Genomic DNA, 17,603 nt, shown 5'->3' on the forward strand with positions numbered 1-17,603 from the left:
GGGGGGAAGCGTAAGAGGTATCGGGAAGGCGTCAACCGGAGTGCACTGTCATGAAGCTGTCATTTTTCTGCGGCATTGTGTGTTTCGCGAAGGTTGACCATCTCATCATCAGGAGCTTTCTCCATGAACCGCATCCTCAAGACCACCGCTATCGCCGCCGCCGTCATGGGCGTGGTGGGTGTCGCTCAAGCCCGCGATCAAGTCCGTATCGTTGGTTCCAGCACCGTCTACCCGTTCTCGAGCTACGTGGCCGAAGAGTTCGGTGCCACCACCGACTTCCCGACGCCGGTCATCGAGTCCACCGGCTCCGGTGGCGGCATGAAGCTGTTCTGCTCCGGTCTGGGTGACGATACCCCGGACATCACCAACGCCTCGCGTCGCATGAAGACTTCCGAGTTCGAGACCTGTGAAGCCAACGGCGTGACCGACATCACCGAAGCCTTCATCGGCTATGACGGCATCGCCTTCGCCCAGTCCGGCGACAACGAGGCCATGGACGTCACCCGCGAGCAGATCTTCCTGGCGCTGGCCGCCAAGGTGCCGGTCGATGGTGAGCTGGTCGACAACCCCTACACCAAGTGGAGCGACATCGATTCCTCGCTGCCGGATCGCGAGATCGCCGTCTATGGACCGCCCACCACCTCCGGTACCCGTGATGCCTTCGCTGAGCTCGTGATGGAAGCCGTTTCCGAGGACATGGAGGCCTACGGCGGTGAAGGTTACACCGACGTGCGCGCCGACGGTGCCTTCATCGACGCCGGCGAGAACGACAACCTGATCGTTCAGCGTCTGGCCGAGAACACCGATGCCTTCGGCATCTTCGGCTACTCCTTCCTGGAAGAGAATTCCGACACCCTGATCGGCTCCAGCATCGACGGCGTCGAGCCGACTCCGGACGCCATCGGCAGCGGTGAGTACCCGGTGTCTCGCTCCATGTTCTTCTACGTGAAGAACCAGCACGCCGAAGACGTACCGGCCATGTACGAGTACGCCAACATGTTCATGAGCGAGCAGATGGTCGGTGACCTCGGCTACCTCAAGGGCATCGGCCTGATCCCGGCGCCGGAAGACGAGCGCGCCGAGGCTCGCAGTGCCGTCGAGAACCACGAGACCCTCGAGCTGGCCGACCTGAAGTAAGGGACACGGTCCTGATCACGCCGGCCGGCATCCTGCAACGGGTGTCGGCCGGTACACGTTCCGGCAAGCCTATGCTTGCTTGAGCACAGAACCCCGAGAGACACCCATGCAGACCAATCAACTCCTGGCGATGTTCAGCGGCTCGCTGCTTCTGCTCGGTCTGATCGCCTTCTTCCTGGCCCGCGGCAAGGCCGCCAGAGTCCGAGCCTCCGGCACCTCCATGTACGCCCAGCCCGATCAGTACGGCTGGTTCACCGTCATGTCAACGGCGGGTCCGGCACTGGTGGTCGGTGCCGTGGGTGGCTTCATCATGCTGCTCGTGGGTGCCGAGATTCCGCCGCTGCTGCTGCTGGCCAGTTGCCTGGTCATCGCCTGCATCGGCCTGGTGCTGGGCGTGGCGATGGTGCGCCCCGACTTCCACGCGCGTCAGGCGATCGAGCGGGTCATCCGCTTCTTTCTTGCCGGCGCGGCTCTGATCTCCATCTTCACCACCCTGGGGATCCTGCTGTCCATCGTCTTCGAGGCGATTCGTTTCTTCCAGATGCAGAGCTTCTGGGACTTTATCACCGGCACCACCTGGAACCCGGGTGCCAGCTTCCTCGAGGCCGCCGGTCGCGCCGAGGAAGGGGCCAGTGCCGCCAAGTTCGGTTCGGTGCCGCTGTTCGCCGGTACCTTCATGATCACCTTCATCGCCATGCTGGTGGCGATTCCGATCGGTCTGCTGGCGGCCATCTACATGGCCGAGTTCGCGCCGCCCAAGGTGCGCACCATCGCCAAGCCGGTACTCGAGGTGCTGGCCGGCATTCCGACCGTGGTCTACGGCTTCTTCGCCGCCATCACGGTGGCGCCGATCATCGTTGCCGTGGCCGGGTTCTTCGGTCTCGAGGCCTCGTTCAACAACGCCCTGGCCCCGGGCATCGTCATGGGCATCATGATCATTCCGTTCATCTCCTCGCTGTCCGATGACGTCATCAACTCGGTGCCCAACAGCATGCGCGAAGGCTCGCTGGCGCTGGGCCTGACCAAGGGCGAGATGATTCGCGACATCGTGGTGCCGGCAGCCCTGCCGGGCATCATCTCGGCCTCGCTGCTGGCGGTATCCCGGGCGCTGGGCGAGACCATGATCGTTGTGATGGCGGCAGGCATGCGCCCCAACCTGACCTTCAATCCGCTGGAAGACATGACCACCGTGACCGTGCGCATCGTCGCCGCGCTGACCGGTGACCAGGAATTCGCCAGTGCCGAGACGCTGTCGGCGTTCGCACTCGGACTGATGCTGTTCGTGGTGACCCTGAGCCTGAATCTGGTGTCGGTGATCATGATCCGTCGCTTCCGCGAAAAGTATCGCGTCAACAACCTGTAAGCCGTGGAGCCAAAGCCAATGAGACAATCCTTCGATGACATCAGCGCCCAGCTCCGCGCTCGCCACCGCAGGTCGGCCCGACTGAAGTGGGCGTCCATGGGAGCGCTCGGTCTTGCCGGCCTGTTCCTGGTGCTGTTCTTTGCCGACATGCTGGTCAAGGGGCTGCCGGCCTTCCAGCAGGCCCAGATCCAGGTCGAGGTGGACTACTCCGAGCAGGCCAGCCAGATTCCCCTGGCGGCGGTTCAGGAAGACGTCCGCCCGCTGGTCAGTCGCGGCTATCTGCGCCTGATTCCGGGTCGCATGGAAGACAACCCGGACCTGCTCGGTACCTCCCGCATGGAGTGGGTGCTGGCCGACGGCCAGGTGGACCAGTACCTCAAGGGCCACCACGCCAAGCTCAGCAACAAGGAAATGGCGGTGGTCGATCGGCTGAAAGAGGATGGGCGGGCCGAGCTGCGTTTCAACTCGACCTTCTTCTCCAGCGGTGACTCCAAGATGCCCGAGCTCGCCGGTATCGCTTCGGCGGCCATGGGCACCGTGCTGACCCTGCTGGTGACCCTGGCGGTAGCCTTTCCCATCGGCGTGATGACGGCGGTCTACCTGGAGGAGTTCGCGCCGGACAACCGCTTTACCCAGTTGATCGAGATCAACATCAACAACCTGGCGGCGATTCCCTCGATCCTGTTCGGTCTGCTGGGCCTGGCGATCTTCATCAACTTCTTCGGCGTGCCGCGCTCCTCCCCGGTGGTCGGTGGCCTGACCCTGGCGCTGATGACCCTGCCGGTGATCATCATCGCCACCCGGACCGCGCTTCGCAGCGTGCCGGACTCCATCCGTCATGCCGCCTTCGGCGTCGGCTGCTCACGCTGGCAGATGGTGCGTGATCACGTCCTGCCGGTGGCGCTGCCGGGTATCATGACCGGTTCGATCATCGGCCTGGCTCAGGCCATGGGCGAGACCGCTCCGTTGATCATCGTCGGCATGGTGGCCTTCATCCCCGATGTGACCAACTCCTTTACCGAGGCGGCCACCGTGCTGCCGGCACAGATATTCACCTGGGCGGGCGAGCCTGACCGGGCCTTCATCGAGAAGACGTCGGGCGGCATTCTGGTGCTGCTGTCGATCCTTATCACGCTCAACGCCACCGCGGTGGTGCTGCGCAAGAAATTCGAGCGGCGCTGGTAAACCGGCCCCCAAACAGGATACGTTGCCATGAACATGAAAGTTGCCCAGCGCGGAGAAAGCGTGATGAAGCAGGACCAGCCCGGCCAGCCGGTCACTCGCAACGAGGATGCCAACCACGAGTTGAGCATTCGAGTGAACGACCTGAATCTGTGGTACGGAGACTTCCACGCGCTGAAGTCGATCGACATGGATCTGTACCAGAAGAACGTGACCGCCCTGATCGGCCCGTCCGGTTGCGGCAAGTCGACCTTCCTGCGTTGCCTGAATCGCATGAACGATCTGATCCCGAGCGTACGCGTCAAGGGCCTGATCGAGATGGACGGCCGCGACGTCTACGAGCCCAAGATGGACGAGGTCGCGCTGCGGCGTCGGGTCGGCATGGTGTTCCAGAAGCCGAACCCCTTCCCCAAGTCGATCTACGACAACATCGTCTATGCCCCGAAGATGCATGACCTGGTCAGCCGCAAGGCCGACCAGGACGAACTGGTCGAGCGCGCCCTGCGTGACGCCGGCCTGTGGGAAGAGGTCAAGGACAAGCTGCACCAGCCCGGCACCTCGCTGTCCGGTGGCCAGCAGCAGCGTCTATGCATCGCCCGTGCCATCGCGGTCCAGCCGGACGTGATCCTGATGGATGAGCCGACCTCGGCGCTGGACCCGATCTCCACCGCCACCATCGAAGACCTGATGGACAAGCTCAAGCAGCAGTACACCATCATCACGGTGACGCACAATATGCAGCAGGCGGCTCGTGTCGCCGACTACACGGCGTTCTTCCACCTGGGAGAGGTCATCGAGTACAACGACACCAAGACCATGTTCTCGACCCCGCATACCAAGAAGGCCGAGGACTACATCACCGGTCGTTACGGCTAAGCCGAGAGGCGTGCGTGGTAGCGTTCACCGCGGTAGCAAAGGGAGGCCTTCGGGCCTCCCTTTTTACTACCTGTGAACCGGGGACAGTAGCCGTGGTGGCCCGCTCTGGTGGCAGGATTGGTGTCTGCATCTGATGTCAGGGTCTGGTGCAGGGGTCTGGTGTCAGGGGGCTGGCATCAGGAACTGGCGGGCTGGCGGCGGACGTAGGCGGCGACACCACGCATCGACCACAGTCCCAGCACCGGTCCGGGCAACAGTAGCCACAGCACGCTCAGTTCGTGCTCCTGCCACAGGCTGGCACCGAGCCAGATACCGGGCAGGGTAAGGGTGAAGCCGGTGGCGTTCATCACTGCCAGGGTCGCGCCGATGTGTGCCCTGGGGGCGGTGGCCGAGGCCAGTGACGAGAACTGGGCCGAGTCGGCGATGACGCTGAAGCCCCAGAGGTACAGCAGGCCCAGCAGCAGCAGGGGGCTGGCCTGACCAAGCCAGGGGTAGATCAGGCACAGGGCGCCGGAGGTGGCGAGCGCCAGGTTGGCCGCACTGGCGCTGCCGTGGCGTCGGCTGAGGGCGCCGGCCAGGATGCAGCCCAGTGCCCCCACGGCGATGACCGAAAAGCTCAGCCAGGGCGCCCAGTCGGCTGGCGCCTGAAGGCGCGTGACCTCACGGCCGACCAGGAAGGGCACCAGCAGCCAGAAGGCGTAGAGTTCCCAGCAGTGGCCGAAGTAGCCGCCGGCGACGCTGAGAAAGTGGCGATCACGAAAGGCGGCAAGGCCATCCTTCAGTCTGGCGCGAGACGCGTTTGCTGGCAGGTGCGGGCCGTCGCCCAATAGCGCCACGGCGATGCCACCGGCCACCGCCAGGGCCGAGGACAGGATCAGGGTCCAGGCCCAGGGGAGGTCCAGGGTGGCGCCGCGCAGCAGATGGGGCATGGCCGTGCCGAGTGTCAGCATGCCCACCAGCCAGGCCAGGGCGGCCCCGGTGTGACGCGGGGTCCAGCCGATCACCAGCTTCATGCCCAGCGGGTAAATGCCGGCCAGGCAGAGCCCGGTGGCGAAGCGCAGCAGCAGGGCGAGGGCGTGCTGCTCGGCAACGGTGATAAAGGCGAGGTTGACCAGAGCGCCTGCCAGGCTAGCGCTCAGAAAGATGCGACTGGCGCGGTAGCGATCGGCGAGACCGCTGGCGGCGATCGTCAGGGTGCCGACGATAAAGCCGAGTTGCACTGCCAGGGTCAGGTGACCGATTTCGGCCTCGCGAATGCCGAGGTCGCTTCCCAGCGAGGCGGCAACGCCGTTGATGCTGAACCACAGCGATGTACCGCACCACTGTGCCAGCACGATCAGCGGCAGGGCCAGGCGAGAGCGCTCCATGCGTGAGTCCTGTTGTGGATCCAGACCTGAGGTCAAAAAAATGGCCGGGAGCGCCTGTGAGCGCCCCCGGCCATGCTGACCGCTTATCGGCGTGGAAGGCAAGCGTCGCGCCTGCCTTTCAGACTACGACGTTGGCTAACCAGGTCTCGACGTCAGTCGATCAGCTCTCGGCCTCATTCGATCAATGGCCGGCCTCAGTCGATCAGTTCCACCGCCACGGCGGTGGCTTCACCGCCGCCGATGCACAGACTGGCGATCCCTCGTTTTCCGCCCTTGGTGCGCAGGGCGTGGATCAGGGTGGCGATGATCCGTGAGCCAGTGGAGCCGACCGGGTGACCCTGGGCGCAGGCGCCGCCGAAGACGTTGACCTTGTCGTGGGGCAGTCCCAGATCGTCCATGGCCATCAGGGTGACCACGGCGAAGGCCTCGTTGATCTCGAACAGATCCACATCATCCACCGACCAGTCGAGCTTCTTCATCAGTGACTCGATGGCGCCCACCGGGGCAATGGTGAACTCGCTGGGGTGGCGCGAGTGGGTGCTGTGGCCGAGCATGCGGGCCAGCGGGGTGGCGCCGAGGCGATCCGCCGCTGCCTGGGTGGACAGGATCAGGGCAGAGGCGCCATCGGAGATGGAGCTGGCATTGGCCGCCGTGATGGTCCCGTCCTTGGCAAAGGCCGGCCTCAGGGTGCGAATCTTGTCCAGACGAGCCTGGAAGGGTTGCTCGTCATGCTCGACAAGGGTGTCGCCCTGACGGCTGGAGACCGTGACGGGGGCCATCTCGGCGGCCAGGTGGCCGGCCTCGGTGGCCTGCATCGCCCGCTCCAGCGAAGCGATGGCGAAGTCGTCCATGCGCTCGCGTTCGTAGCCGCGCTCGCTGGCGACTTCCTGGGCGAAGCCACCCATCAGCTTGCCGGTCTCGGCGTCCTCCAGGCCATCGAGGAACATATGGTCCTTGAGTTCGCCATGGCCCAGGCGGTAGCCGCCACGGGCCTTGGTCAACACATGGGGGGCGTTGGACATGGACTCCATGCCGCCGGCCAGCATGACCTCGGCGGTGCCGGCCCTGATCAGGTCGTGGGCCAGCATGGTGGCCTTCATGCCCGAGCCACAGAGCTTGTTGATGGTGGTGGCGCCGCGGTGGTCGGGAATGCCGGCCTGGCGCATGGCCTGACGGGCCGGCCCTTGCTTGACCCCGGCCGGCAGCACGCAGCCGAAGATCCCTTCTTCGATGGCGTCTGCCGGAATCCTGGCACGCTCGATGGCGGCGCGAATGGCGCAGGCGGCCAGCTCGGGGGCGGTCTGACTGGACAGGGAGCCCAGCATGCCGCCCATGGGGGTGCGGGCAGCGGCAAGAAAGACGATATCGGACTGACTCATGGCGTGACTCCTGAAACCGTTGCATGTCGATTCTGCGATCGAGCGGCAAGGTGTTGTGTTTGTGTGGGCCGTGGACACGGCGCTGTGATGTCAGTGTGGTTCAGTCCCCGGGGTTTCGCTCGCGACGCGAATCGCGTACGACAAGGTCAGCAAACGACGTTGACCCCGAGGGTGGGCTATGCTTTTCTCAACGAAACCAAGCAAGCGCTAGTGTAACTGTCGATGAATGTAATGAATGACTCGCCCCGTCGCAAGGAGCTGACCCGGCTCGCCGCTCAGCTGTTTGTCCAGGAAGGCTTCGATCGCACCACCGTGCGCATGCTGGCACAGGAAATGGGGATCAAGTCAGGAAGCCTCTTTCACCACTTTCGTGACAAGCAGGAGATTCTTGCTGCGGTCATCGAAGAGGGCACCCAGAACGCCTTGACGTTGGCTCGAGCCGCGCTCAAGGACAGTGCGCCCGACCCCTTGTCCAGGCTGCATGCCATGGCGCGGGCCCATCTGGATACGCTGTTGACCGACCGCAACGCCCACGTGGTAGCGCTGTATGAGTGGCGGCGCCTCGACGATGGCGCTCGGGACCACCTGACCCACCTGCGTGACGCCTACGAGGCGCTGTGGAACGAGGTGCTGGATGACGCCATCGCAGCGGATCTGGTCACCGGCGATCGCGCCCTGGTTTCGCGCTTTGTGCTGGGCGCCCTGAACTGGACGGTGCGCTGGTACGACCCGGACGGGCCGCGTGACCCCGAACAGCTGGCCCACGAACTGGTCGTGATGATCACCCGCCGTCCTTGATCTGCCAAGGGCAGAGTAGCGGGCCGCCCCCTGTGATGGACAGCTGGGGCGCGCCGTGTGCCTGGTAGTCGGTTCTGCTCGTCTTTTCTCTTTCTCTTTTCTCTTTTGCTCCTGTTCTCCTTTTCCCATTCCCGCGTTGTCGTTGCCTCGATGAGGTTCATTCTTTCGCCGAGTGCGCGGGCACGTCCGTCGTGCTCGGTCGGTGCGGTACTTCGAGGTATTCCTAGACGATGGTCTAGCGCACTCTTGCTTGTGTCATGACGTTGAAGCCTCTAGCTTCAACCCTAGCGCTTACTAGGTTGACGCTTACGTCAACGGAATATTGCTGCCGGGGTCACCCTGGAGAGCTTCATCAACAATCACAACGCAAGAGGCCCGTCATGAGCCACGTCACGCCCGTCGATGCCGAGAGCTATCGCGAGACCTTCGACATCCAGCAGGTGATCGATCGTCTGGACGACCACCAGGATGGATATCTCAACGCCTATCATGCCTGCTGTGGTCGACATCTAGGGCAGGGCAGGGGCGACGTCCTGGCGCTGGTGCATGAGGACACCGCCGGTCAGGTGAGCCGGTTGACCTATCGTGAGCTCGACCAGCAAAGCGCGCGTCTGGCGGGCTGGATGGCGGCTCGGGGGCTGGGTGTCGGTGACCGTATCGCCTGCATGCTGCCGCGTTCGCCGCAACTGCTGGTCGCCGTGGTGGCGACCTGGCGTCTGGGTGCGGTGTACCAGCCGCTGTTTACCGCCTTCGGGCCGGATGCGGTGGACTATCGCCTGGGACGCGCCGACACCCGCCTGGTCATCACCGACGCGGCCAATCGTCACAAGTTCGACGGCCTGGAAAGCTGTCCCCCGGTGCTGGCGCTGGGTGGGGCCAGCGAGACGCATCCGCAGGACCTGTCCTGGGATGAGGCCTTGGCCAGCGAAGCGCTTCAGGACTCGCCGCCGCGGCTGTCGCCAGACGCCCCCTTTCTGCAGATGTTCACCTCCGGCACCGTCGGCAAGCCCAAGGGGGTGGCGGTGCCGCTGTCGGCCATGCCGGCCTTTGCGCTGTACATGGAGCTGGCCGTGGACCTGCGGCCAGAAGACCGCTTCTGGAACATGGCCGATCCAGGCTGGGCCTATGGCCTCTACTACGCCATCGCCGGGCCGCTGCTGCTGGGCGTCACCACCCACTTCTGCGAGGCGGGCTTCAGCGCCGAGGGAGCGCTTGCCTTCATGCAGCGCCATGACATCACCAATTTTGCCGCGGCGCCCACCGCCTATCGACTGATGAAGGCCTCGGGTCTGTTCGACAATGCCCATGAGACGCTGTCGCTGCGCGCGGCGAGTTCAGCGGGCGAGCCGCTCAATACAGAAGTGGTGAGCTGGGTGGAGTCGGCGCTGGGCTGTCCGGTGATGGATCACTACGGCCAGACCGAGACCGGCATGACCTGCAACAACCACCACCGGCTCGAGCACCCGAAGCACATCGGCGGCATGGGCGTACCCATGCCCGGCTACCGCCTGGTGATCCTCGATGCCGAGTACCAGGAGTTGCCCCCCGGTGAGCCCGGCGTGCTGGCGGTGGATATCGAGCGCTCGCCGGCGCACTTCTTCCCGGGCTATACCTGGCAGGAGAAGCATCCCTTCGCCGAGGGTTACTACCTGACCGGAGACGTGGTGGTGCGCAACGAAGACGGCAGCTTCCAGTTCGCCGGGCGCGACGACGACATCATCACCACCGCCGGCTATCGGGTCGGCCCCACCGACGTGGAAAACTCGGTACTGACCCACCCCGCGGTGGCGGAATCCGCGGCAGTGGGGCAGCCGGACGAGATTCGCGGCGAGATCATCAAGTCCTATGTGGTGCTGCGTGACGGCTTCGAGGCCAGCGATGCCCTGGCCGATGAAATTCGTCAGCAGGTGCGAGAGCGCCTGTCGACCCACGCCTTCCCTCGGGTGATCGAGTTTGTCGATGAGTTGCCGAAGACCCCGAGCGGCAAGATTCAGCGCTTCAAGCTGCGAGCCGATGCCGCCGAAAAGGCCTGAGCGAGCCGTCGGTATGGTGTCGGGCCAGGCATCCAGATAGACGTTTTTACCTTACGCCCCGAGCGAGTGCTCGGGGCTTGTTGCATGATTGATCAGGAGAATTCGCATGCGTATCGAGAACGCGACCTTTGTCATCACCGGTGCCGGCTCCGGCCTTGGCTCCGCCTGTGCTGAACGCCTGGTGGCCGCCGGTGGTCGAGTCGTGCTGTGCGACTTGAGCGAGGGCGTGCAGGACCAGGCCTGTCGTCTGGGCGACGCTGCCATCGCGGTGCAGGGCGATGTCACCTCGGCAGATGACATCCAGGCGGTGATCGACGCGGCCCAGGCCCACGGTGACGGCCTTGCCGGAGTGATCCACTGCGCCGGTGTGGTCAGTGTGGCCAAGCTGGTGGATCGCCACGGCAACCCGGCCGACCTCGACGCCTATGCACGCACCGTGCAGATCAACCTGGTCGGGACCTTCAACGTCATGCGCCTGGCGGCGGCGGCCATGAGCCAGAACCCGCCGGGAGACGACGGTGAGCGTGGTGTCATCATCAATACCGCCTCGGTCGCCGCCTTCGATGGCCAGGTGGGGCAGTGCGCCTACAGCGCCTCCAAGGCGGGTGTGGTAGGCATGAGCCTGCCGGCCGCCAGGGAACTGTCGCGTCACGGCATCCGGGTGATGGCGATCGCGCCGGGCGTGTTCGAGACGCCGATGATGGCGGACATCCCCGAGGATGCCGTCGCCGCGCTGTCCCAGGCGGTGCCTTTCCCCAAGCGGCTGGGCAAGCCCGATGAATTTGCCCGCCTGGCGGAGCAGATCATCACCAACAGCATGCTCAATGGCGAAGTCATTCGCCTGGATGGCGGTATTCGCATGCAGTGAATCCTGCCCTGAAACGAACGCTTGACTTAGAAGGCGGTCGTCGCTACTTTCAAACACATGTTTGAAAGTGCGTCCTGGCGAGGTCCATCGCAGGCGCAGCCACCGAATCCAGGAGTGCCCCATGCCCGACTATCAGGCCCCGCTGCGCGACATGCGCTTCGTGATGGACGAACTGTTCGACTACCCGAGCCATTATGCTCGTCTTCCTGCGGGGGATGATGTCTCGCCCGACGTGGTGGCGGCGATCCTCGAGGAGGGCGCGCGCTTCGCCCGCGAGGTGCTGCTGCCCCTCAACCAGAGCGGTGATCGCGAGGGCTGTCGTCTCGAAGGTGGCGAGGTCAAGGCGCCGAGCGGTTTTCGCGAGGCCTATCGCCAGTATGTGGAGGGTGGCTGGCCGAGCCTTGCCGCAGAGCCCGAGCACGGCGGCCAGGGCCTGCCGCCGTCACTGTCGATGCTGCTGTCGGAGATGATCTGTGGCTCGAACCTGGCCTGGGGCATGTATCCGGGTCTGTCCCACGGGGCGGCAGACGCGCTGCGTCACCACGGCACCGAAGAGCAGCAGCGCGTCTACCTGACCAAGCTGGTGGAGGGGAGCTGGACCGGCACCATGTGCCTGACGGAGCCCCACTGCGGTACCGATCTCGGGCTGATCAAGACCCGCGCGCTGCCCCAGGATGACGGCAGCTATAGCATCAGCGGGACCAAGATCTTCATCTCTGCCGGTGAGCACGATCTGGCCGACAACATCCTCCACCTGGTGCTCGCCAAGCTGCCGGATGCACCCGAGGGATCCAAGGGCATCTCGCTGTTTCTGGTGCCGAAATTTCTGCCTGATGGCCAGGGCGAAGCGGGTGAGCGCAACGGCGTGGTGTGCGGCTCCCTCGAACACAAGATGGGCATCCACGGTAACGCTACCTGCGTGATGAACTTCGACGGCGCCACCGGCTACCTGATCGGTGCGCCGAACAAGGGGCTGGCGTGCATGTTCACCATGATGAACGCCGCGCGTATCGGGGTCGGTATCCAGGGCCTGGGGCTCGCCGAGGCGAGCTTCCAGAACGCCCTGGCCTACGCCCGGGATCGACTGCAGATGCGCGCGCTGTCGGGCCCCAAGGCACCCGAAAAAGCCGCGGACCCGATCATCGTTCATCCGGACGTGCGGCGCATGCTGCTGACCCAGAAGGCCATCGCCGAAGGCGGCCGGATGCTGGTGCTGTATACCGCTCAGTTGGTGGACGTGGTCGAGCAGTGTTCGGCCGGCGAGGAGCGCGAGCGGGCCGAGACCCTGCTGGGCCTGTTGACCCCTGTCGTCAAGGCGTTCCTGACCGAGCTTGGTTTCGAGGCCACCAATGAAGGGGTACAGGTGTTCGGCGGCCACGGCTTTATCCAGGAATGGGGCATGGAGCAGATGGTGCGTGATGCACGCATCACACGGCTGTACGAAGGCACCACCGGGATCCAGGCGCTGGACCTGCTGGGACGCAAGGTGCTGATGAACCAGGGCGAGAGCCTGAAGGTCTTCACAAAGGAAATCCACAAGTTCTGTCAGGCCAACGCCGACGACGAGGCCATGGCGCCCTTTGTTGGCCCGCTGGCCAAGCTCAACAGTCAATGGGGCGAGCTGACCATGGGCATCGGCATGAAGGCCATGAGCGATCGTGAAGAGGTGGGGGCAGTCTCGGTGGACTACCTGATGTACTCGGGCTACGTGACCCTGGCCTATCTGTTCGCCCGGTCGGTCAAGTGCGCCCGGGAAGCGCTGGCGGACTCGCCCAGCGACGCCAGCTTCTACCAGGCCAAGATCCACACCGCGCGCTTCTACTTCGAACGGCTGTTGCCGCGCACCCGTACCCACGCCGCCCAGATGCAGGCAGGGGCCGAGGGCCTGATGGCGATGGACGCGGAAAGTTTCGGCCTTGGATTCGAGGTGTAGACGGGACTGCCTGTCGACACGATGTTTTGCTGAGCTCTCTCGATCGGGTGACTGATCGTTGATGGGCGGCGAGCCTGGCTCGCCGCCCTTTTTTTATCGTGGCGAAGCGAGTCCGGGGAGGCGTCTGTCGGAGCAGAAGACTGAGACACTTCATTAGCCGCCATACGGGTTTCATGGCATGATGCGTCGATACGCATATTCTTATAGTGAAGGTGATGCAAGACTCTCTACACCTGTCGATTCTCGCCAAGGAGGCATCATGAGCCGCCACCTGGGATTGGGGGTCAAGTCGTTACTTATCCCGTTGTTGTCCTTTCTGGTCGCACTGGTGCCGGTGCTGTGGATCGGCAGCCACGCGCTTCAGGACGTCGAGCGCCACTTCGGACAACGCTTCGCCGAGCAGTACAGCCAACTGCATACCCAGCGCATGCTGACGCCGCTTTCCACCGAGCTGGCCCTGGCCAGGCGCTTCGGCGATCTGACGGTCACCCGCGACTGGCTCTCGGATATCGACAACGAGGAACGCAAGGCCCGTTTCTTCGCCGAGTCCGAGGGATTTCGCCAGCAGTTCGACGGTGACGACTACTTTGTGGTGCATCACGACAGCCGCCAGTTCTACTTCAACGACGGCAAGATGAGTCCAAGCCGTGCCCCCCGCAACCAGCTGTCACGCAGTGACAGTGAAGACAGCTGGTACTTCCGCATGATGGACAGCGGGGCGCCTACCCGGGTTCAGGTCGCCTATAGTCCGGCGCTGGACATCACCCGGGTGTGGATCAATGTTCGCGTCGACGGCGAGAACGGGCCCCTTGGCATGGTCGGTGGCGGCCTCAATTTCAACCGCCTTCTGGCCAGCAGCTTCGACGATCAGCCGTTGGGTGTGGCTTCCTTCCTGCTCGGTCGCGAGGGTCGGGTGCTGGCGATGGCAGAGGACGGAGAGCTCCAGGCGACCGACTTGAGCCAGGTCGATGAAGGCGGCGGCGTGCTCGATGCGGCGGTCGGGGATCCCGAGGCCCTCGCCGAGATGCTGGCATCGGCCCGGGAGAGCGGCGGAGAGGTAGAGACCCGCACCCTCGAGTGGTCCGGTGAGGAGCGAGTGGTGGCGGTCAGCTACATGCCGGAGCTCGACTGGTGGTTGGTGTCGGCGGTCGATCCCTACGCCGCCACCTTGCTGGAAAAGCGTTGGTTGTGGCCGCTGATGTTCGCCCTGGTGGCCAGCCTCGGGGTGGTGCTGGTGGTGGTGGTGATTGCCCTGCGGCGGCTGATCGTCAACCCGATGCGTCGCCTCAGTCAATCCGCCCAGGCGCTGGCCCAGGGCCGTTATGACACCAGGCTCGACAGTGACCGCGGTGACGAGATCGGCGATCTGTCACGGGATTTCCAGCGCATGGCCGATCAGGTTCAGGCCCATACCGAGGAGCTCGAGGAACGCATCCGTCAGCGCACCATGGATCTCACCCTGGCCAACCGGCAGATGAGCGAGGCCAAGCGTCAGATCGATGATTCCCTCGACTGCGCTCGGGTATTGCAGCAGGCGATCCTGCCCAGCCGCGACATGCAACGCTGCGCCGGGCTAAGGCACGGCGTGCTGTGGAGTCCCAAGGATACGGTCGGCGGCGACATCTTCGTGTTTCGGGACTTCGGTCATGACCGCGGCTATCTGCTGGGGGTCATCGACTGCGCGGGACACGGCGTGCCCGGCGCCCTGATGACCATGCTCGCCCGTGCGGCCTTCGACAACTCGGTCAACCAGGTGGGGCCCGAGAATCCGGCGGGTATCCTCGAGGAGATGGACCGGCGCATTCGCCGCACGCTCGAGGCCGACAGCGAGGCTCACGGCGTGACGCCGCACATGGATGCGGGGCTGGTGTGGGTCGGCGCCGACCAGCAGCAATTGACCTTCTCCGGCGCCAAGCTGGATCTCTATGCCACCGATGGCCAGCGCCTGGAGGTACTGGCCGGTGGCCGACGCGCCCTGGCGTTCAAGCGTCGTGGGGAGTTCACCAATCAAACGTTGGCACTGGTACCTGGCTGGTCCTGTACGCTGTGCAGTGACGGCTTCCTGGATCAGGCAGGCGGCGAGCACGGGTTCGGCTTCGGCAGGCGGCGTTTCGAGGCCATGCTGCTGGAGCACGCCGGGCTCGATCCCAGGGCACAGGTTGCGGCCTTCCTGGATGCGCTGGCGCGTTTCCAGGGCGAGGCGCACCAGCGTGACGATATCACCCTGCTGTGCTTCCAGCCGGCCGTCGAGGACGAGCAGGACGGCACCGCGTCCGCGATGTCCAATATTCACCACGGTCACGATGAGGAAATTCCATGGACCTCTTGACGCTGCGCGACCAATTCGAGAAACAGCGCGTGCTGCTAAGCTTCAATGGCCCGATTTCCCATAGCCTGATCGAAGAGATCGGCAAGGCCATTCGCAACTACCTCAACAGCGAATCTGCGGCACCATCGGCGGCGATGGACGTGTTCTCGACCTACATCGAAATGACCCAGAACATCAGCCATTACGCCACCGCCATGGGCTATGACGAACAGCGCGCCACCGCCACCGTTGCGGTGGCGCGGGGCGAGCAGGGTCACTATCTGGTGTCGGCGGGCAACGTGGTCGAGCATGCCGATGGCCAGCGTCTGATGGCGACCGTCGAGGAACTCGGCGAGATGGACGCGGTCGAGCTCAAGCGATGCTACAAGCAGCAACTCAGAAAGCCGCGTGAAGACGGCTCCCGGGGAGCAGGGCTGGGATTGATCGACATGGCGCGCAAGTCCTGCCAGCCGCTTCAGTCGAACCTGACGCCGCTCTCCGATCAACAGAGCTTTTTCTGCATCACCGCCACTATCTGACGGAAAGTCGAGAAAATGATCAACGACATTGCGATTGACGGGACCCAGTCGACCCCTGACATTCGTTCTGACTGGGACGCCGGAACGCTGACCATGCGTGGCGATTCCTATCCCGAAAACACCTTCGAGCTCTACAGTGGCGTGCTGAACTGGGTAGATCACTACCTGCGAGACGGCGAGAGCCCCCTCGAGGTGTGCCTGGAACTGGTCTACCTCAACACCAGCTCGGTCAAGGCGATGATGGACATCTTCGACCTGATGGAGGAGGCCCACCTGGAAGGCAAGGCCTGCAGCGTGGATTGGCGCTACGATGTCAGAAACGAACGCATCGCCGAGCTGGCCGAGGAGTTCAAGGAAGACTGCAGTTTTCCGTTTGCGATCACCCCCGTCGAGGATACCAGTTCATGACCGAAAGGGATCGTCAGCTGCTGCGGGACATCGAGGCACTGCTGGCCTCGTCCGAGCATTAGGACAATCCACTGAAGGCACCGCTCGAAGCGCTCTACCGGCGGCATACCGAGCAGCTTGAGCGGCTGGACCGCATGGCTGCCATTTCCGATGGCTTTCAGCGCAACGTCAAGAGCGACCTGTCCACCGCCGAACGCCGGCTGGAGCGACAGCAGCGTCGCCAGCACAAGCTGTCACGCATCGCCGATGGTTATCAGGAGCTGCTGTTCGAGCGCAAGCAGACGCTGGAAAGCGAGGTCATGCTCGATCCATTGACCAAGATCCCCAATCGTCGTGGCCTGCACACCGAGCTGCGTCGACTGATGGCCGCCTCCAGCCGACAGCAACGCCCTTTTACCCTGGCGATGGTGGACATCGACCACTTCAAGCGCTTCAACGACGAGCATGGGCATGATGTCGGCGATCAGGCGCTGCTGGTAGTGGCCAAGGTCCTCGACGACACCCTGCGCGGTGGCGATATCGTCGGTCGCTGGGGTGGGGAAGAGTTTCTGATCGCCTTGCCCGGCGCTTCGCTGTGGGCGGCTGAACCCCTGTTCGAGCGGCTCCAGGCCAAGCTGCGTACCACCCAGGTGGTGAGCGACGACTCCCTGACGCTGACCGTCAGCATCGGCGCGGCGGAGCACCGCCATGACGAGACCTACGAGCAGACCATGAATCGCGCCGACCAGGCGCTGTATCAGGCCAAGCGCAATGGGCGAGATCGCTGGGAGGCCGCCGAGTGACGGGCGTTCTGACTCAGCATCAGATGGTGTGTCGGCGCTGGAGGTTGCGCGGGTCCGGACCTGGCAGGCAGGAGGTACCGGCAGCATGCTGAGGGTGTCCGAGCGGCTGTGGCTTGCGTCGATCGGCAAGGAACACTGTGACGCTCTGTGGCACGCCATCGACGCCAGCCGGGAGTCGTTGAGGCCCTGGCTGCCGTGGGTCGATGCGACCCGCGAGCAGGGAGATTGCGAGGTCTTCGTCACCGCTGCCATGGCCGAGCGGCGTCTGGGCACCGCTCGACACTTTGCCTTGCTCGAGGACGACGAGCTGATCGGCGTCGTCGGCTTCAACCGCATCGTCGAACGTCACCGCTGGGCGTCGCTGGGCTATTGGCTGCGCAGCGACCGCCAGGGCGGGGGCCGGATGTCGCAGTCCGTGGCAACCCTGGTGGAATGGGGTTTCGACGAACTCGAGCTTCATCGACTCGAGATTCGTTGTGCCGAAGGCAATAGCCGTAGTCGCGCTATCCCCGAGCGACTCGGCTTTCGCCAGGAAGGCGTGCTGCGCGAGTGCGAATGGGTCGGCGGACGGGCGCTGTCCCATGTGGTCTATTCGCGTCTTGCCGGTGACCCCGCGCCGGGCTGACGGCC

General features: G+C 64.2%; 15 protein-coding genes. 13 read left to right on the top strand and 2 right to left on the bottom strand.

Translation table 11 applies throughout. The features are described from left to right. Positions 1–123 precede the first annotated feature (123 nt). The 4 genes from RBB39_RS12470 (at position 124) to pstB (ending at position 4,558) form a co-directional block, all read left to right on the top strand. Entirely contained in the window at positions 124–1,137 is a 1,014-nt protein-coding gene (locus RBB39_RS12470) for a substrate-binding domain-containing protein (RefSeq protein WP_108132630.1), read from the top strand. Positions 1,138–1,243: 106 nt separating this feature from the next. Then, positions 1,244–2,500 (top strand): phosphate ABC transporter permease subunit PstC, encoded by a 1,257-nt coding sequence (gene pstC, locus RBB39_RS12475; RefSeq protein ID WP_045993231.1) that lies wholly within the window; start codon positions 1,244–1,246, stop codon positions 2,498–2,500. An 18-nt stretch (positions 2,501–2,518) separates the two neighbouring features. Further along, entirely contained in the window at positions 2,519–3,685 is a 1,167-nt protein-coding gene (pstA, locus tag RBB39_RS12480) for a phosphate ABC transporter permease PstA (protein WP_108132632.1), read from the top strand. 33 nt (positions 3,686–3,718) lie between these two features. Continuing rightward, the gene (gene pstB / locus RBB39_RS12485) at positions 3,719–4,558 is read left to right on the top strand and encodes a phosphate ABC transporter ATP-binding protein PstB (protein ID WP_108447959.1); all 840 of its coding nucleotides are present in this window, start codon (positions 3,719–3,721) and stop codon (positions 4,556–4,558) included. 176 nt (positions 4,559–4,734) lie between these two features. Here the strand turns inward: pstB and RBB39_RS12490 are convergent, their stop codons facing one another. Together RBB39_RS12490 and RBB39_RS12495 are read right to left on the bottom strand one after the other, a co-directional pair. Continuing rightward, positions 4,735–5,925, bottom strand: coding sequence for a nitrate/nitrite transporter (locus tag RBB39_RS12490; protein ID WP_045993233.1), 1,191 nt, complete (start codon positions 5,923–5,925; stop codon positions 4,735–4,737). Between the two features lie 194 nt (positions 5,926–6,119). Then, on the bottom strand, positions 6,120–7,304 hold the full coding sequence (locus RBB39_RS12495; RefSeq protein ID WP_045993234.1) for an acetyl-CoA C-acyltransferase: 1,185 nt from the start codon (positions 7,302–7,304) through the stop codon (positions 6,120–6,122). Positions 7,305–7,535: 231 nt separating this feature from the next. On the opposite strand from RBB39_RS12495, the gene RBB39_RS12500 reads away from it, so the two are divergent. The 9 genes from RBB39_RS12500 to RBB39_RS12540 all read left to right on the top strand — a co-directional run bounded on the left by RBB39_RS12500 (position 7,536) and on the right by RBB39_RS12540 (position 17,598). Then, the gene (locus tag RBB39_RS12500) at positions 7,536–8,102 is read left to right on the top strand and encodes a TetR/AcrR family transcriptional regulator (RefSeq protein ID WP_045993235.1); all 567 of its coding nucleotides are present in this window, start codon (positions 7,536–7,538) and stop codon (positions 8,100–8,102) included. Positions 8,103–8,482: 380 nt separating this feature from the next. Continuing rightward, entirely contained in the window at positions 8,483–10,135 is a 1,653-nt protein-coding gene (locus RBB39_RS12505; protein ID WP_045993236.1) for an AMP-binding protein, read from the top strand. A gap of 106 nt (positions 10,136–10,241) precedes the next feature. Further along, positions 10,242–11,003 carry an SDR family NAD(P)-dependent oxidoreductase gene (locus RBB39_RS12510; protein WP_306169127.1) on the top strand — a complete coding sequence of 254 codons (762 nt, stop codon included), beginning with the start codon at positions 10,242–10,244 and terminating at the stop codon, positions 11,001–11,003. A gap of 121 nt (positions 11,004–11,124) precedes the next feature. Further along, the gene (locus tag RBB39_RS12515) at positions 11,125–12,936 is read left to right on the top strand and encodes an acyl-CoA dehydrogenase C-terminal domain-containing protein (protein WP_306169128.1); all 1,812 of its coding nucleotides are present in this window, start codon (positions 11,125–11,127) and stop codon (positions 12,934–12,936) included. A gap of 259 nt (positions 12,937–13,195) precedes the next feature. Next, positions 13,196–15,265 carry a biofilm regulation protein phosphatase SiaA gene (siaA, locus tag RBB39_RS12520; RefSeq protein ID WP_306169129.1) on the top strand — a complete coding sequence of 690 codons (2,070 nt, stop codon included), beginning with the start codon at positions 13,196–13,198 and terminating at the stop codon, positions 15,263–15,265. Next, on the top strand, positions 15,253–15,783 hold the full coding sequence (gene siaB / locus RBB39_RS12525; RefSeq protein WP_108132639.1) for a biofilm regulation protein kinase SiaB: 531 nt from the start codon (positions 15,253–15,255) through the stop codon (positions 15,781–15,783). The genes siaA and siaB overlap by 13 nt, the downstream gene beginning before the upstream one ends. Before the next feature lie 15 nt (positions 15,784–15,798). Next, entirely contained in the window at positions 15,799–16,191 is a 393-nt protein-coding gene (siaC, locus tag RBB39_RS12530) for a biofilm regulation phosphoprotein SiaC (protein ID WP_249742852.1), read from the top strand. Positions 16,192–16,325: 134 nt separating this feature from the next. After that, positions 16,326–16,973 carry a diguanylate cyclase gene (locus tag RBB39_RS12535; protein ID WP_306169130.1) on the top strand — a complete coding sequence of 216 codons (648 nt, stop codon included), beginning with the start codon at positions 16,326–16,328 and terminating at the stop codon, positions 16,971–16,973. A gap of 85 nt (positions 16,974–17,058) precedes the next feature. Continuing rightward, complete coding sequence (locus RBB39_RS12540) at positions 17,059–17,598, top strand: GNAT family N-acetyltransferase (protein WP_213228705.1); 540 nt, start codon at positions 17,059–17,061, stop codon at positions 17,596–17,598. Positions 17,599–17,603: the final 5 nt, after the last annotated feature.

The organism is Halomonas sp. MMSF_3323 (assembly GCF_030733595.1).
Lineage (GTDB): Bacteria > Pseudomonadota > Gammaproteobacteria > Pseudomonadales > Halomonadaceae > Halomonas > Halomonas litopenaei.

Excerpts from the sequence above, each read along its gene's own strand:
- siaC (WP_249742852.1), top strand. The coding sequence starts at position 15,799 with ATGATCAACGACATTGCGATTGACGGGACCCAGTCGACCCCTGACATT.
- siaB (WP_108132639.1), top strand. The coding sequence starts at position 15,253 with ATGGACCTCTTGACGCTGCGCGACCAATTCGAGAAACAGCGCGTGCTG.
- RBB39_RS12515 (WP_306169128.1), top strand. The coding sequence starts at position 11,125 with ATGCCCGACTATCAGGCCCCGCTGCGCGACATGCGCTTCGTGATGGAC.
- pstB (WP_108447959.1), top strand. The coding sequence starts at position 3,719 with ATGAAAGTTGCCCAGCGCGGAGAAAGCGTGATGAAGCAGGACCAGCCC.
- pstC (WP_045993231.1), top strand. The coding sequence starts at position 1,244 with ATGCAGACCAATCAACTCCTGGCGATGTTCAGCGGCTCGCTGCTTCTG.
- RBB39_RS12535 (WP_306169130.1), top strand. The coding sequence starts at position 16,326 with ATGGCTGCCATTTCCGATGGCTTTCAGCGCAACGTCAAGAGCGACCTG.
- siaA (WP_306169129.1), top strand. The coding sequence starts at position 13,196 with ATGAGCCGCCACCTGGGATTGGGGGTCAAGTCGTTACTTATCCCGTTG.
- RBB39_RS12495 (WP_045993234.1), bottom strand. The coding sequence starts at position 7,304 with ATGAGTCAGTCCGATATCGTCTTTCTTGCCGCTGCCCGCACCCCCATG.
- RBB39_RS12505 (WP_045993236.1), top strand. The coding sequence starts at position 8,483 with ATGAGCCACGTCACGCCCGTCGATGCCGAGAGCTATCGCGAGACCTTC.
- RBB39_RS12540 (WP_213228705.1), top strand. The coding sequence starts at position 17,059 with ATGCTGAGGGTGTCCGAGCGGCTGTGGCTTGCGTCGATCGGCAAGGAA.
- RBB39_RS12510 (WP_306169127.1), top strand. The coding sequence starts at position 10,242 with ATGCGTATCGAGAACGCGACCTTTGTCATCACCGGTGCCGGCTCCGGC.
- RBB39_RS12500 (WP_045993235.1), top strand. The coding sequence starts at position 7,536 with ATGAATGACTCGCCCCGTCGCAAGGAGCTGACCCGGCTCGCCGCTCAG.
- pstA (WP_108132632.1), top strand. The coding sequence starts at position 2,519 with ATGAGACAATCCTTCGATGACATCAGCGCCCAGCTCCGCGCTCGCCAC.
- RBB39_RS12470 (WP_108132630.1), top strand. The coding sequence starts at position 124 with ATGAACCGCATCCTCAAGACCACCGCTATCGCCGCCGCCGTCATGGGC.
- RBB39_RS12490 (WP_045993233.1), bottom strand. The coding sequence starts at position 5,925 with ATGGAGCGCTCTCGCCTGGCCCTGCCGCTGATCGTGCTGGCACAGTGG.